13 protein-coding genes and 2 riboswitches are annotated in these 15079 nt (G+C 64.2%); of the genes, 3 read left to right on the top strand and 10 right to left on the bottom strand.

The window, feature by feature from the left end:
• The 8 genes from OO258_RS10440 to lpxO form a co-directional block, all read right to left on the bottom strand.
• Entirely contained in the window at positions 1 to 789 is a 789-nt protein-coding gene (locus tag OO258_RS10440) for an ABC transporter ATP-binding protein (RefSeq protein WP_266030255.1), read from the bottom strand.
• Positions 786 to 1802: a FecCD family ABC transporter permease gene (locus OO258_RS10435; RefSeq protein ID WP_110748381.1), complete on the bottom strand. Its 1017-nt coding sequence runs from the start codon at positions 1800 to 1802 to the stop codon at positions 786 to 788. The genes OO258_RS10440 and OO258_RS10435 overlap by 4 nt, the downstream gene beginning before the upstream one ends.
• Entirely contained in the window at positions 1802 to 2818 is a 1017-nt protein-coding gene (locus tag OO258_RS10430; protein ID WP_266030254.1) for an ABC transporter substrate-binding protein, read from the bottom strand. The genes OO258_RS10435 and OO258_RS10430 overlap by 1 nt, the downstream gene beginning before the upstream one ends.
• A 110-nt stretch (positions 2819 to 2928) precedes the next feature.
• Positions 2929 to 3127, bottom strand: a riboswitch (cobalamin riboswitch).
• Positions 3128 to 3155: 28 nt separating this feature from the next.
• Positions 3156 to 4322, bottom strand: a complete 1167-nt coding sequence (locus tag OO258_RS10425; RefSeq protein WP_266030253.1) for a DUF1624 domain-containing protein — start codon at positions 4320 to 4322, stop codon at positions 3156 to 3158.
• Between the two features lie 142 nt (positions 4323 to 4464).
• Positions 4465 to 6591: a TonB-dependent receptor gene (locus tag OO258_RS10420; RefSeq protein ID WP_266030252.1), complete on the bottom strand. Its 2127-nt coding sequence runs from the start codon at positions 6589 to 6591 to the stop codon at positions 4465 to 4467.
• A gap of 108 nt (positions 6592 to 6699) precedes the next feature.
• A riboswitch (cobalamin riboswitch) is annotated at positions 6700 to 6908 on the bottom strand.
• Between the two features lie 154 nt (positions 6909 to 7062).
• Positions 7063 to 7632, bottom strand: a complete 570-nt coding sequence (locus OO258_RS10415; RefSeq protein WP_110743295.1) for a GNAT family N-acetyltransferase — start codon at positions 7630 to 7632, stop codon at positions 7063 to 7065.
• 78 nt (positions 7633 to 7710) lie between these two features.
• On the bottom strand, positions 7711 to 8055 hold the full coding sequence (locus OO258_RS10410; RefSeq protein ID WP_013973174.1) for a carboxymuconolactone decarboxylase family protein: 345 nt from the start codon (positions 8053 to 8055) through the stop codon (positions 7711 to 7713).
• A gap of 106 nt (positions 8056 to 8161) precedes the next feature.
• On the bottom strand, positions 8162 to 9061 hold the full coding sequence (lpxO, locus tag OO258_RS10405) for a lipid A hydroxylase LpxO (RefSeq protein WP_266030251.1): 900 nt from the start codon (positions 9059 to 9061) through the stop codon (positions 8162 to 8164).
• Between the two features lie 158 nt (positions 9062 to 9219).
• On the opposite strand from lpxO, the gene thpR reads away from it, so the two are divergent.
• Positions 9220 to 9765: an RNA 2',3'-cyclic phosphodiesterase gene (gene thpR / locus OO258_RS10400; protein WP_266030250.1), complete on the top strand. Its 546-nt coding sequence runs from the start codon at positions 9220 to 9222 to the stop codon at positions 9763 to 9765.
• An 81-nt stretch (positions 9766 to 9846) separates the two neighbouring features.
• On the opposite strand, the gene OO258_RS10395 is transcribed toward thpR, so the two are convergent.
• Complete coding sequence (locus OO258_RS10395; protein ID WP_266030248.1) at positions 9847 to 10752, bottom strand: AraC family transcriptional regulator; 906 nt, start codon at positions 10750 to 10752, stop codon at positions 9847 to 9849.
• Positions 10753 to 10932: 180 nt separating this feature from the next.
• Here OO258_RS10395 and calA point away from each other — a divergent pair, with 180 nt between their 5' ends.
• Complete coding sequence (gene calA / locus OO258_RS10390) at positions 10933 to 11985, top strand: vanillin reductase (RefSeq protein WP_266030246.1); 1053 nt, start codon at positions 10933 to 10935, stop codon at positions 11983 to 11985.
• Between the two features lie 78 nt (positions 11986 to 12063).
• On the opposite strand, the gene OO258_RS10385 is transcribed toward calA, so the two are convergent.
• Positions 12064 to 13380, bottom strand: coding sequence for a hypothetical protein (locus OO258_RS10385; protein ID WP_266030245.1), 1317 nt, complete (start codon positions 13378 to 13380; stop codon positions 12064 to 12066).
• Between the two features lie 204 nt (positions 13381 to 13584).
• Between OO258_RS10385 and OO258_RS10380 the strand changes: the two genes are divergently transcribed.
• Positions 13585 to 14784, top strand: coding sequence for a sugar transporter (locus OO258_RS10380; protein ID WP_266030243.1), 1200 nt, complete (start codon positions 13585 to 13587; stop codon positions 14782 to 14784).
• Positions 14785 to 15079: the final 295 nt, after the last annotated feature.

Below are 15079 nucleotides of genomic sequence, written 5' to 3'. Positions count from 1 at the left end.
TCAGGGGGCGCGAAAGCGCAGGATGCGCGCGCCGTCGTAAGGGTCGGTAAGGTAGTGGGCGTGGACGCCGAAGGTGCTCAGCAGAAGGCCCGGGGTAAGCACCTCGAAAGGGGCGCCCAGGGCGACCAGGCGGCCTTTGTCGAGTACCGCGACACGGTCGCAGGTAAGTGCCTGGTTGAGGTCGTGCAGGGCCACCAGGGTGGTGACTGGCAGTGCCTGCACTTGTTGCAGCAGGCTCAACTGGTGCTGGATATCCAGGTGGTTGGTGGGCTCGTCCAGCAACAGGACCTGCGGCCTCTGCGCCAGGGCGCGGGCGATGTGCACGCGCTGGCGCTCGCCGCCGGACAGCGAACCCCACAAGCGGGTGCGCAGGTGCAGGGCATCAAGGTCGGCCAAGGCTTGCTCGACGATGGCGCGGTCGTCCCGGGAGAACGGTGCCAGGGCTGAAAGCCACGGCGTGCGGCCCAAGGCAACCGCATCGAACACGTTGATCGCATCGAGGGTATCGGCCTGCTGTTCGACCAGTGCCAACGCCTGGGCGACCCGTCGGCGAGGCATGTGTGCCAGTGGTTCACCCATGAGTTGCACGCTGCCGCTGGCAGGCTTGCGCAGGCCAGCCAGCAACTTCAGCAGCGAGGACTTGCCCGAACCGTTGGGGCCCACGATGCCTAGGGTTTCCCCGGCAACGACACCCAGGTCGATATCGCTGAGCACACTATTGCCGGCCAGCTGCAAGCCCAGGCCCTGGCAGCTGAGTGGCGATAGCGTAGCCGCACACATCACCGTCATGGGCGCCCCCTGCGGCTGACCAGGATCAGGGCGAAGACCGGTGCACCGATCAGCGCAGTCACCACGCCCACCGGAATCACCTGGCCCGTGATTAGCGTGCGCGAAAGGATATCGGCGGCGATCAGGAACAACGCGCCGCCCAATGCACTGGCGGGCAGCAGTCGGCTGTGCCCGGGGCCGAGCAGCAGGCGCAGGGCATGGGGGATTACCAACCCGACAAATCCGATGGCGCCGACGATAGATACCATCACCGCCGTCACCAGCGCAGCACAGCTGATCAGCAGCAACTGGGTACGCCGCACCGGGATGCCTAGCGAGGCTGCCGAATCGGCGCCGAAGGTGAACGCATCCAGCGCGCGGCGATGCCACAGGCACACCAGCAAGCCGAACAGCGCTACCGGCACGGCCAGATACACCGAAGGCCAGCGCACGCCGCTGAGGTTGCCCAGCAGCCAGAACAGGATGCCACGCGCCTGCTCGGCGGTGGCTGACTTGGTAATCAGGAATGCGGTCAGGGCGTTGAACAGTTGCGAGCCGGCGATACCGGCCAGAATCACTGGGGCATTGTTGCTGCTCGGGCCGGCCGCGCGGGCCAGCACCAGCACCAGGGCGAAAGCCGCCAGGGCACCAATGAAGGCCCCGGCAGACATGCTCAAGGCAAGGCTACCCAGGCCTAGCAGGCCGACCAGTACTGCACCGGTCGAAGCACCGGCAGACAGGCCCAGCAGGTAAGGCTCGGCCAGTGGGTTGCGCAACAGGGCCTGGAGAATCACGCCGCAGGTGGCCAGGCCGGCACCGCAGGCCGCCGCGACCAGCGTACGGGTCAGCCGGTAGTTCCAGACGATGCCGGCATCGATCGGATCGACCGGGTAACCGGCCTGCCACAGGTGGTTGGCCAGCACCTGGCCGACCACGCTGGGGGACAGGTTGGTTTCGCCAATGGCAGTCCCGGCCAGCAGGGCCGCCAACAGGGCTGCCAGGGCAACGGCAGTGCAGGGTAACAGTCGACTGATCACTGGCTGGCTTTACCGCTGGCAAAGGCTGCCGACAACGTCTGCACCCCACGGAACAGGCGGATGCCGGCCTGCATGGCATCGGCGTCGAGGATGATGATGCGGTCGTGCTTTACCGCATCCATGTTGCGGGTTACCGGGTCGCTGCGCAGGAATTCCAGCTTTTTCTGGTAATCGTCGGCCGGGAAGCGGCGGCGGTCCATGCGGGCGATGATCAACCAGGTGGGGTTGGCCTTGGCCAGGGTTTCCCAGCCTACGGTGGGCCATTCCTCGTTGGATTCGATAACGTTGCGCACACCGAGGGTGCGCAGCATGAAGTCCGCCACACCCTGGCGGCCGGCCACGTAGGGGTCGATGTCCAGGTCGGCGCTGGAGAACCAGAACAGCGCCGAGGTCGTCGACAGGTCCTTGCCGGCCAGTTGCGCCCTGGCGCTGTCCAGACGGCCTTTGAGCTCAGCGTTCAGCGCCGTGCCGCGGGCCTGTACGTCGAAGATTTCCGCCAGTTGGCTGACGCTCTTGTAGATGCTGTCGACCTGGAACGCCTGCAGGCGAGTGCCATCGGCGCCCACCAGGTTGTCTTTGCCTTCGCAGTCCGATGGCAGCAGGTAGGTGGGGATCTTCAGCTCGTCGAACTGCTCGCGGGTACCGACTACGCCCTGGGCGCCGACCATCCATTCGAACTGCACCGCTACCAGTTGCGGGCGCTTGCCCACCACGGCCTCGAAGCTGGGGTCGTTATCAGCCAGGCGCGGTACCTTGGCGTTCACGGCCTGATACTCGGGCAGCACGTTGTTGAACCACAATGAGGTACCAGCCAGCTTGTCGCCCAGGCCCAGTGCGTAAAGCATTTCGGTGCCAGCCTGGCCGATGGTGACCGCACGCTGCGGCGCGTGGGCGAAGGTCTGCGGTTTGCCGCAGTTGTCGACCGTCAGCGGGTAGTGGGTGGCAGCGGCCTGGGCCAGGCCGGTGAGGCCGAGGCCGAGGCCGGCGAGCAGGGTGGCGAAACGGGGCAGCATGCTGGGCGATCTCCTATCGGACAGTTCACGGAATGAACGCACGGACAGGCATCGCCGAGCCCCCGCTGGCCGCAGGGGCAACACTGATGGCCAATCCCGGACACCCCGCCGGTTGGTGAATGTAGGCCGGCAGGTCTCCTGACTGGTGCGTCTTCACCTGGCCCCGGCCTTCCCGAGTCAGCGACTCAGTGGCATTGATGGAGCAGGCTCGGCACCTACAGTTGCGGGGGCAGTTCCGTTTGGCCCGTATTGGCGGGCCTGGGATTCCCTATTAATTCCGTGGTGGAAACCGGCGGCCCGCATGGTAGACCATCGCGGCGCCGGGTGAAAATGCTTTTCAGAAGTACTTCAGCCAGCCGATATCACGGCGGCGCTGCTTCAGCCGGGCGAACCAGCGCACCGGCAGGTACAGCGAAACCGCCAACAGCAGGGCGCCCAGCCACACCGCCGCAATGCCGTCGAAGCCGAAATAGTCGCCATGGTTGAGGCCGAACAGTGCCACGCTGGCCAGGTACAGCAATTTCAGTACATACAGGTGCAGCAGATAGAAGAACATGGGTGCTGCACCGAACACCGCCAGGACGCTGATCCAGCGTGCCTGGCCGGCGCGTTCGAAGGCGCGCAGCAACAGCAGGCCGCAGCTCAGGGTGAGGGCCAGGAACAGCAGCGAGGGCGGGTATTTGGTGATGTTGAAGAAGCTCATCAGGGTTTGCGTCAACGTGGGGTAGCCGCTCCACGGCGCTTCACCATAACCGTTGAACATGCGCAGCGCGACAAAGCCCAGCAGCGCGAGCAGCCCGGCCAGCAGCAAGCGGTGCTGGCGTTGATCTGCCTGGCTGCCACGGGCAAACCAGGGGCCCAGGCCGTAGCCGAGGGCGATGACGCCGATCCACGGCAGCACCGGGTAGGACGTGCGCAGGCGCAGGTGTTCGGAATACTCCAGCCAACCGCGGTCATGCAGGATCGCCCACGGCACGTGCAGGGCCGATTGCACGCCAAAGTGCAGGCTGTCGAGCAGGTTATGGCCAGCGATGATCACCGCCGCCAGTACCAGCAGCGCCGCGCGTGGCAGCCACACCAGCAGTGACAGGGCGATCATGCTGACGCCGATGGCCCAGATGACCTGCAGGTAGATCACGCTGGGTGGCAGCTGGAAGGTCCAGGCGAAGTTGACCAGCGTGAATTCCAGCACCACCAGGAACAGCCCGCGCTTGAACAGGAACGCCGAGACATCGCTGCGGCTTTGGTGTTTTTCGCCGTACAACCAGGCCGACAGGCCGGTCAGCAGCACGAACACTGGCGCACACAGGTGGGCCAGGGTGCGGCTGACGAACAGCGACGGCTCGGTGGTGTCGATGGCCATCGGGTCGCTGACCTGGCGGTGCAGGAAGAAGGTCTCGCGGACGTGGTCCAGGAGCATGAACAGGATCACCAGCCCGCGCAGGGCATCGATGCTCTGCAGGCGCTGGGTTAGCAGGGTGGGGGTGGCGCTGGCGCTTGTCATGGAGGGTCGCTGATGGGAATTGATGTCAAGTGAAACGTTATCTTATAACTAAATGATTAGGTTTTGGTAGCGGTTTCTTGTGTTGCCTGCACCGGCCTCTGCGCGGGTAAGCCCGCGATGAGGTGAGTACAGGCACGTCAGCTCAGAAGCTGTAATCCACCGTCGCGAAATACGAGCGTGGCATCCCCATCAACCACTGCTGCCCGCTGAACGCCGATTGCACGTACTCGCGGTCGAACAGGTTATTCAACTGCAACCCCAGCCTCACATCGGGCCGAACCTGCCAGGCGACATTGGCATCCACCACGGTGTAGCCGGGGGCGCTCTGGGTATTGGCAGTATCGGCATAACGCGCATCCACATACCGCGCCCCAATGCCTGCTTGCACTTGCTGGCCGAAGCCTTTGCTCAGCCACAGGTTGGCAGCACGCCGTGGCACGTTGGCCGGCCGGTTGCCGGCACGGTCCTGCACCATGTCGCCCACCCGTTCGTCAAAGTCGTCATAGCGGGCGCGGACCAGCGAGGCGTTGGCCGACACCTGCCACTGGTGGGGCAGTGCCAGCTCCAGGGTCGCCTCCAGGCCATCGGACGTTTGCTGGCCGGCTTGCTGTTGCGCGTGAGTGAGCGGGTCGTCAACCAGCAGCTTCTTCTTGACGATGTGGTAGGCCGCCAGGGTCCATTCGCCACGGCCGTCCCAGAAGCGTTGCTTCAGGCCTGCCTCTGTCTGCTTTGCTTCCGTCAGGTCATAGTGCATCTGGCTCGGGCTGAGGCTGATCAGGTTGTTCACCCCGTCTTCGCTGGTGGAGTACTGGCCGTACAGCGACAGGTCGTCGCTGAGCGCATACACCAGCCCGATGCGCCAGTTGCCGCCTTGCAGGCTGTGATCGCTGCGGCTGCCATCGGCCAGGTTGTCGCGGTCGATGTGGTTCTGGTCGCGGCGCACCCCGGTAACCAACGACAGGCGTTCGCCCAGCTGCAGGTGGTTCTCGGCGAACAGGGCGAAGGTGTGGGTGGTGGACAGGGTTTGCGGGCGCAGTGGCGAGGCGCTGTGGAACCAGCCAGGCTGCGGCTGCCACGGGTCCATGTAGTCGCCGCCGATGTCGTTGTAGGGGGCGTTGCTGTCGACGTTGAAGCGTACCTTGTTGTACTCGGCACCGAGCAGGGTCTTGCTGGCCAGGCCCAACAGCGAGTGGTCGAAGGTGAACGTCTGGCGGTCGCCGAACTGCTCCTGGTTGTGCTTGATTTCCAGGTAGCTGCCGCGCTGCAGCTGCTGGCGATCGGCGTCCCAATCGTAGTTCTCGGCGTTGCGCCAGTGGCGTCGGCTGTTGATGTAGTACAGCTGGTTGCTGGCGCTGACATGGTCGTTCAGTGTCCAGTCGGTGGTCAGCCGGGTCCATTCGTCGTGGTACCGCTGCACATCGTTCTGCACGTTGTAGTTTTTCTTGCGCAGGCTGCTGCGGTAGTGGCCGTCGATCAGCGGGGTGCCGTAATAGTTGGCAGGCTGCGCTTCGCCGCGGTCATGGGCAAGGGTGAAGCTGAGGTCGTCACTGGCATCGAAACGCAGTGCCGCGCTCAGGGCCAGGCTGCGTGAGGTGGTGCGGTCGACCCAGCCGTTGCCGGCCTGCTGGTTCAGGGTCAGGCGGTAGCTCAAGCGCTCGCTGAAGCTGCCACCGCTGTCCAGGCCAAGCTGCTGGCGGTCCCACGAGCCGTAGCCCAGGCGCAGGTGGTTTCGCACCTCGCCGGCGAACGGCTTTTTCGGGATCACGTCGACCACCGCGCCTGTAGCGCCTTCGCCATGCAGCACCGAGGCCGGGCCGCGGATCACCTCGATGCGCTCGACCATCCATGGATCGACCGGGAAGGTCTGGGTGCCAGCGCCGGTATACAGGCGTGCGCCGTCGAACAGCGTCATCACCGAGCTGTGCCCGGCAAAGCCACGGGCGGACAGGCCGGTGCCACCGTCGCCCGGCGAGCCAATGAAGGTGATGCCTGGCGAACGGGTCACCGCATCCTGCACGGTGAAGTTGTTGCGTTGCTGGATCTGTTCGGCGCTGATGCTGCTGGTGCTGGCGGGTGTTTCCAGCGCACTGAGGCCTAGACGCGAGCCGGCCTGGGTGGGTGTGCTCAGGTCGAGGGTGCGGTTGTCGAGGGTGTCGGTGATGGCCGTGGAGGGCAGGGCCAAGGGCTGCGGCCCGCGGTCATCAGCCAGGGCCGGCAGGGTGACGGCCAGGCAGGCCGCCAAAGGGTGAAGCTTGAACATACGGGACATGTCGTTCCACTGCTGCAGGAATGAATGGATCCCGGTGGAAAACACGCAAAGGCGAACCGTGCAGGCAGGCGCGCGCACGGATACCGGCCTGCGCCCGCCCACCGCGGGTTGCCAAGTGAAGCTCCAGGCCGGTCTCCGGGCTTGCGAGGGGCGTGAAACCTTCACCTTCCCATGCCAAGGCACAGTGGTATCTCGAAGGGTTCGCTCGCTTACCGTTGCGGGGGCAGCGCCGGACTTGTCGTGGTTAACACGACGCACCGGCTTCCCGTTTCACCCTGCGCGCGGCGGCGCAGGACACCTGAAACTGGGGCGCATATCACCACTGAAATGCTGGGCGTCAAATGTTGGCGTGTAGTGATTTCGCATGAATACATGGCAGCGGCACGGTCAACCTGAAGGGCCGCACCAACCCGCATGCCGAGGTGACCTTGCTGATGAAACCCGCGAACGGGCCGGACGTGCACGCGAGGGTCAGCGCCCGCGCCTGCGCGACACCCGCGCCTCGATATTTTTGCGCCCGATCAGCAGCGGCGGCTTCTCCACCACCGGCTCATCGGCCAGCCACTTGTACATCACCAGGCAATCCACCAGCCCCAGGCGGGCATGGCGGTAGGCCTTGGGCAAGCGGCCGACGGTTTCGAAACCCAGCTTGTGCCACAGCGCCACCGCCACTTCATTGGTCGCCACTACCGAGTTGAACTGCAACGCCAGGAAACCCTCCTGGCGCGCCAGTTTCTGCGAGTGCTCGCACATCAGCCGGGCCACGCCGCGGCCGCGTGCCTGCTCGCAGACCATGTAGCCGCAATTGCCCACGTGTGCGCCGGGCCCGGCGGCATTGGCCTTGAGGTAGTACGACCCCAACAGTTGGCCATCTTCTTCGGCCAGCAGCGTGTGCAAGGGCAACTCTAGCCATAGCGAGCGGGCCTGTTCAAAGCCTAGGGCCGGGTCGAAAGCATAGGTTTCACGGCCCTGGACAATGGCCTGGAAGGTGGGCCAGAAGCGTTCGAAGTCTTCGGCCGTCATGGGGCGGATGTGGATCATGCGGGTTCCTGCGCGGGCTAAGCCGCCCAGTCTGCGGGGCGCGGCGCCGTCGCGCAAGGGCGGCGGCGCCGTTCGGGCTCAGCCGTTGGCCTTGCCCACTGCATCCATGGCCCGTGCCGAATAGACCAGCGCGGCTCCGGCGTTCATCGCCACGGCCACGCCGAGGGCCTCGGCAATTTCCTCACGGCTGGCACCGTGCTTGACCGCCTGTTGCGAATGCACGGCGATGCAGCCATCGCAGCGGGTGGTAACGGCCACGGCCAGGGAGATCAGCTCGCGGGTCTTCGCGTCCAGATGGTTGGTTTTGGCCCCGGCACCGCTGGCGGTCATGTAGCCGGCTACGGTGTCGGGTGACAGTTGCTTGAGATCGCCGATGCCGGCCATCAACTGCTTACGGTAGGCGTCCCAGTCCATCATGCTCATCGTCTTCACCTTGGGGTGGTTGCGAGTGGAGCTTTCAGGCTAGTCGAAGAGTGGCAGGTGTGAGGCTTGTACTTTGGGCGGAGCGCATGGCAATTGCGCCCATCCATCAGATGTAGATGAACACCAGTACCAACGCAGCAACCACGGCCCACTTCTCCAGGTAGTAGCGCATGCGGTTGCGTTTCTTCAGCGCCTTGCCGCGTTCGCGGATCTTGTAGATGCGGGTGAACAGGCGGTTGATCCCGCCGGTCTTGTCGCCAGCCGTGTTGGGCGCGGCGGCAGCGGCCATGACGTTGCGGCTGAACCAGCGGTTGAACGCGGTTGCCCAGCGGTACTTGAGCGGGCGCTCGACGTCGCAGAACAGGATGATGCGGTTGTGCTCGGTATTGTTGGCCGCGTAGTGGATATAGGTTTCGTCGAAGATCACACCTTCGCCATCACGCCACGAATATTTCTCGCCATCCACGTTGATGTAGCAACCGTCATCGTTCGGCGTGTCCAGGCCCAGGTGGTAGCGGTACGAACCCGCATACGGGTCACGGTGGCGCACCAGCTTGGCGCCCGGTGGCAGGGTGGCGAACATGGCTGCCTTGACCGTGCCGATGCCTTGCAGCAGTTCGGTGGTGCGTGGGCACAGGGCCATTGCCGACGGGTGGCTTTCGCCGTACCACTTCAGGTAAAAGCGCTTCCAGCCAGTCTTGAAGAACGAGTTGAAGCCAACGTCATCATAATTGTCGGACTTCTTGATTTCCCCAACCTGCAGCAACTGGCGGCCTTCCTCGCGAATTTCCTGCCAGTGGTCCTGCAGCGGTTTCAGTTCTGGGAAGGCCTCGACCGGCAGGTAAGGCTTGGCCGGGAGCCTGGAGAACAGGTACAGGAAGCTGTTGACCGGTGCCAGGAAACTGGAATGGTCGCCCAGCTGGCGAGTCAGCTTGTGGCGAACACGACCGCGCAGGTGAACATAGGCGATCGAGAGGATGAAGATGAGTACGAGTGCAATTTTCATGGACGTTTACTTGTCGAAAAATAGCCATGCGCCATGGCATAAGCCCGCCAGCATAAACAATCATGGGGGTAGTTTGTACTGATTGTTACGAAACGACGGGGCGACATTGGTGTAATGCCCGACAGTCGTGCGCAATCGTTTCATGTTCAGGAGTTTGTATGGTTCAGGATATCCGTCCCAGTGGCAGCCCCTTCAAGCGACTGTTCTTCGCCTTGCCGGTAAGCGATACCCAGCGCCGTGCCCTGGCCCAGTGGCGACGGGAGCTGAACCTGCGCAGTGGCAAGCCGGTGCCGGCCGCCAACTTCCATGTCACGCTGCTGTTCCTTGGTGATGTGGATGCCGCTCAGGTGCCAGCCATTTGCGCGGCAGTTGACCAGTTGACGCTGCTGGGGGCGGCGCCACGGTTGCTGCTCGACCGCTTGCAGGTGTGGCAGCGGGCCAATGCCTTGGTACTGGAGGCGCAGCAGATTCCACCGGCCCTTTTGCAACTGGTGTACGCCCTGCAGCAGGCGTTGCTGCCGCTGGGGGTGGAGGCGGCCAGCCGCGAATATCGCCCGCACCTGACGCTGTCCAGGGATTACCGCGGCCAGCCGCCAGAGGCCAGCAGTGCGCCAGCGTTTTTCCTCGGCGCCCGTCATTTCACCCTGTATGAATCGCGCAAGGGCGCTTACTGGCCGGTAGCGCAGTGGCCGCTTGCAGGCTGACTCCGGTGGCGATTTCGCTGCCCTGCCGGGCGGGGTTGAGGTGTCACGGCGCGAGGTAAGCGACGCCGATCGGGGCATGTGTCAAACCGGCAAGCTCTGGTACGGCAGTTCATCTCCAGGGCTGCGCTCGAACTGGCGCTTGTACTCGCGGCTGAACTGCGACGTGCTCTGGTAGCCCACCCGGTGCGCCGCCTGGGCGACACCCAAGCCTTCGCCGATCAGCATCTGCTGCGCCTTCAGCAACCGCAGGCGCTTGAGGTACTGCATCGGCGCCATGTCGGTGCAGCGCTTGAAGTGCTCGTGGAACGTTGAAACGCTCATGTTGGCGCGCGCGGCCAGGGTTTCCACACTCAGTGGCTCGCTGTAGTGCTCGCGCACGTGGGCGAGGGCAGCAGCGATGCGGGCGAAGTGCCCCTGTTGCTCCACCAACGCCCGCAACACGCCGGCTTGTGGGCCACGCAAGGCGGTGTACAGCACCTCGCGCACCCGCGCCGGCCCCAACACCTTGGCGTCCATCGGGTCATGCAGGCAGCGCAGCAACCGTTCCACGCTCTCGCGCATCGGTGCATCCAGTGCCGCCGAGGTCATCGATTGCGGGGTTTGCGCCTGGACTGCCGGGTCCGGCGCCAGGTCCATCTCCTGTACCAGTTCACCCAGCACGCCACGGTCGATATCCACCGCCACGCCCAACAGCGGCGCCTCGCGGGTAGCGAAGGTTTCGCACATGAACGGTACCGACAGCGCCTGCACCAGGTAATGCCCGGCACCATATTCCAGGGTCCGTGGCCCCAGGCGTGCCAGCTTGCTGCCCTGGGCCAGGATCATCAGGCTGGGTTCGTAGATTTGTGGGCTGCTGGCCACATAGTGGTCCCAGCTCAACACCTGCACCTGGGGCAGGTGCGTAGGGACGAAGCCGGGGCGGCTGGCGAGGCTTCGGATCAGCGCGCAAAGCGGCGCATTGGCATCGACATGGCGGGTCAGTTGCATGGAGCACCACGGGCAGAGAATCAGACAGCTTAATCATCGCAGATTGAAGGCGTGGCGTCAGATGGGGAAGGCATGTTCGGAGAATCAGGCATGCATGCCGGAGAATCCGCTGTGGGCGTAGCGTTGAACGGCGGGCAAAATGCGTCGCCTGAATCGTTTCACTTTACTGCGAGGTCCTGCATGTACACCGCCATCGGTTACGCCGCCCAAACCCCGACCAGCCCTCTGGCCCCCATGACCTTCGAGCGCCGCAGCCCGCGCCCGGACGATGTCGCCATCGAGATCCTGTACTGCGGTGTGTGCCACTCCGACATCCACCAGGCGCGCAATGAATGGGGCATTGCGGTGTACCCGCTGATGCCTGGCCACGAGATCATCGGCCGCGTCACCGCCACAGGCGACAAGGTTACCGCGCACAAGGTCGGTGACCTGGTGGGCGTCGGCTGCATGGTCGACTCCTGCCGCCACTGTGAGGCGTGCGCCAAGGACCTGGAGCAATACTGCCTGGAAGGCCCGACCATGACCTATGCCACCCCGGACCGCGTGGATGGCAGCAATACCATGGGCGGTTACTCCAGCAGCATCGTGGTCAGCGAGCACTTCGTGGTGCGCATACCGGCCGGCATGGACCTGCCCAGCGCTGCGCCAATCCTGTGTGCCGGCATCACCACCTATTCGCCGCTCAAGCATCACGGCGTTGGCCCTGGCCACAAGGTCGGCATCCTTGGCATGGGCGGCCTCGGCCACATGGGCATCAAGCTGGCCAAGGCGCTGGGCGCGGAAGTGACCCTGTTCACCCGCTCCCAGGCCAAGGCCGAGGAAGCCCGGCGCCAGGGTGCCGACCATGTGATCGTGTCCACCGATGCCGAGCAGATGCGTGCTGCGGCCGACCGTTTCGATTTCCTGCTCGACACCATTCCGGTCCAACACGACCTCAACCCGTACCTGGAAACCCTGAAGTTCGATGGCGTGCACATCCTGGTCGGCCTGATCGAACCGATCGACCCGGCAGTGCATGCGGCCAACCTGGTATTGAAGCGCCGGGTGCTGGCGGGATCGTTGATCGGCGGTATTGCCGAAACCCAGGAAGTACTGGATTTCTGTGCAGCGCACGACATTCGTTGCGATATCGAGATGCTGGATATCCGCAACATCAACCAGGCCTATGAGCGCATGATTGCCGGGGATGTGAAGTACCGGTTCGTGATCGACATGGCTACTTTGCAGGGCTGATCGGCGGTTGCCTGGGCTGGCCCTGGCGTGGGCCAGCCAGCGAAGAAGCCGGTTGGGGCAATGTGAATGCCCAATCTGTCACCAGGCCAGTGCCTTGTCCCAGCCCTTCCAGAACAACCAGCGGCGCACCTCGCCGTGCGCCCCGGTTCCGATCTGCCACGCAGGCCGCCCGCTGTCCAGGGCGATCACCGACACAATTCCCGCATGGCTCGCTGCCACCAGCGTGTGCCCGTCGGCACTGATGTCCATGGCACTGATGGTCGACCCCAGGTAGTGCTGCCAATGCTCCTTGCCATCTTCGCCAAAGGCCCGCAGGTAGCCATAGGCATCCCCCACGATGTACTCGCCAGCGCGTGCTACCCCGGCATACACGCGGGCGCCATCCTGCACCAGCGGGGTACGCGGATCCTGGCTGTAGTAGTCGGTTTTCAACCCGGGCAGATCGACCACCCGGACCGCCAGCGTGGCACCGCTGTAGAAGTGGCAGGCATTGAGAATCACCTGGTCACCGGCACGGTTGAACAGCGCAAAGTGCGGGTATTCGCTGCCGGGGCCGACCTCTGCCACAAGCCGGAGCTGGTCGTCCAGCACCAGGTGGCGGCTGCCTTGCTCGCCGACCACGATCAAGCGGCCATCTGCCGACACCCTGCCATGCTCCATGCTCAGCCCCAGGCTGATGTCTTCCGGCTCGGTGCCTTCAGCCAATGCGTCGAGTACCCGTGCCTGGTGCGGCAGCAGGCGTGTTGCCCCCGCGCTGGCCAACACGAAGATGCCTTGGGCACTCACCAGCAGCACGCGCTGGCCATCCGGAAAGGGAATCAGTGCGGTCGGGGTGGGTGGCAGGTCGAACGGTTCGAACGGGTAACCGGCCGGCAACCCCTCCAACCCTGTCGGCCAAGCCAGGCGCTGCACTTGTGGGCCACCCCAGCCATCGGTCACGCGCACGCCCTCGGCATTGGCCAGGGCAAAGTAGCGGCGGGCCGGGCAGCGGCCGAAGTGCTCGATGCCGATTACCGGGGTCACCCCGTGGCGATCGATACGTACCACCTGGCCTTTGTCGTAAGGCATGCCAATGCGGGCCATCAGGCTGCCGTCGTCCAGCAGCAGGACATTGCCGATGCCCTGGCCGTGTTCATCGAGCAACGGCAGCAGAGGTTGGTGAGCCGGTGGCCAGGCTTCGCGAAAGGCCAGGCGCTGTTGCTCATCGACGCCAGCGCGGTTGGCTTCCTGCAGGGCTGCCAGCCAGGCTTCGAGCAGGTGCTCGGTGGTTGGCACCTGAGGTTCTGCAAGGTTGTCCCAGCCTTGCGTACGGCCCTGTGCGACATAGTCGTTGACGGCCAGGGCGTAGGCGGTGACCGCCTGTTGCCACTGCTGCTGGGGGTGCTGCTTGTCCATGAGCGGATCGGGCTCCTTGTTGCACACGCGTTTCACACAAAACGCGCATGGTACTCCTTCTGCCCGAGTTGCGGTTGTGAGGCCCCGGCTTGACGCGTACCATGCCGGGCATTCCTATTTATAACAAAGCGTACGTCGGCAGCCCGCCAGTGGGCGGCTGGCGTGCGATCTGTTGCCTTGTCTGCGGAGAAGCCTTTTTCACCCATGAACGGACCCATCCCCACCCACCTGCCGCCCACGACGGGCAGCGGCAGCTGGCTGAGCGTCATTGCCCTGGCCCTGGCTGCCTTCATCTTCAACACCACCGAGTTCGTCCCGGTGGCGTTGCTCAGCGACATTGGCCGGAGCTTCGACATGAGCACCGCCCAGGTTGGCCTGATGCTGACCATCTATGCCTGGGTAGTGGCATTGGCCTCGCTGCCGATGATGCTGCTGACGCGCAACATCGAACGGCGGCGTCTGTTGCTATTTGTGTTTTTAGTGTTCATCGTCAGTCACATGCTGTCGTGGCTGTCGCAGAGCTTTGCCATGCTGCTGGTCAGCCGTATCGGCATTGCCCTGGCGCATGCGGTGTTCTGGGCCATCACTGCCTCGCTGGCGGTGCGCGTTGCGCCGCCAGGCCAGCAGGCCAAGGCGCTGGGCCTGCTAGCCACCGGTACTACCCTGGCCATGGTCCTGGGCATCCCGCTGGGCCGTGTGGTGGGCGAGGCACTGGGCTGGCGTATCACTTTCCTGAGCATAGCCGGGGTAGCGTTGGCCACCATGCTGTGCCTGATGAGGTCGCTGCCGCTGTTGCCCAGCCAGAACTCCGGTTCGTTGCGCAGCTTGCCGATCCTGTTCAAGCGCCCGGCGCTGGTCATTACCTATGTGCTGGTGACGCTGGTGATTACCGCGCAGTTCACCGCATACAGCTACATCGAGCCGTTCGCCCTGCACGTAGCGCAAATTGGCGGTGACCGCACCACGTTACTGCTGTTGCTGTTCGGGGGTGCCGGGGTGTTTGGTTCGCTGCTGTTCAGCCGCTACAGCGACCGCTTCCCGCATGGCTTCCTGGTGGGCTCGATCGGTGTGCTGGCGGCATGCCTTTTGCTGCTGTTGCCGCTGTCGGGCAACTTTTATGTGTTCGCTGTGCTGAGCATGTTCTGGGGTGTGGCGATACTCAGTTTCAGCCTGTCGTTGCAGTCGAAGACGCTGAAACTGGCATCCGACGCCACCGATGTGGCCATGGCGCTGTTCTCCGGCATCTACAACATCGGCATTGGTGGTGGTGCGTTGCTGGGCAGCATTGTCAGCAGCCAGATGAACGTGGCGAACATCGGGCTGGTGGGCGGTTGCGTGGCGGTGGTCGGGTTGCTGCTGGCTGTGGCCAGTACCCGTCGCTTTCGTGAGGCGCTGTCGCACTGACCTCAATCCCAGGCGCACTTTCTGGGTGGGGCCTCAAGCCTGCGGGGTATCTGGGGGAGCGGGCTTGTCCCGCGAAGCATCCAACACGGTACATGGCACGGGCTTCGCCCGTGTTCGCGGGACAAGCCCGCTCCCACAGGGATTGCGCTAGATTCTTAAATTGAGCAAGCCAGTTGTTTCCCTAGGGACTGCATCAGCCTCAAGCCTGCGGGGTATCTGGGGGAGCGGGCTTGTCCCGCGAAGCATCCAACACGGTACATGGCACGGGCTTCGCCCGTGTTCGCGGGACAAGCCC

This window comes from Pseudomonas sp. DCB_BI, from assembly GCF_026240995.1.
Lineage (GTDB): Bacteria > Pseudomonadota > Gammaproteobacteria > Pseudomonadales > Pseudomonadaceae > Aquipseudomonas.
The sequence above is the reverse complement of the archived record's forward strand: the minus strand, read 5'-3'. Positions and strand labels throughout refer to the sequence as shown.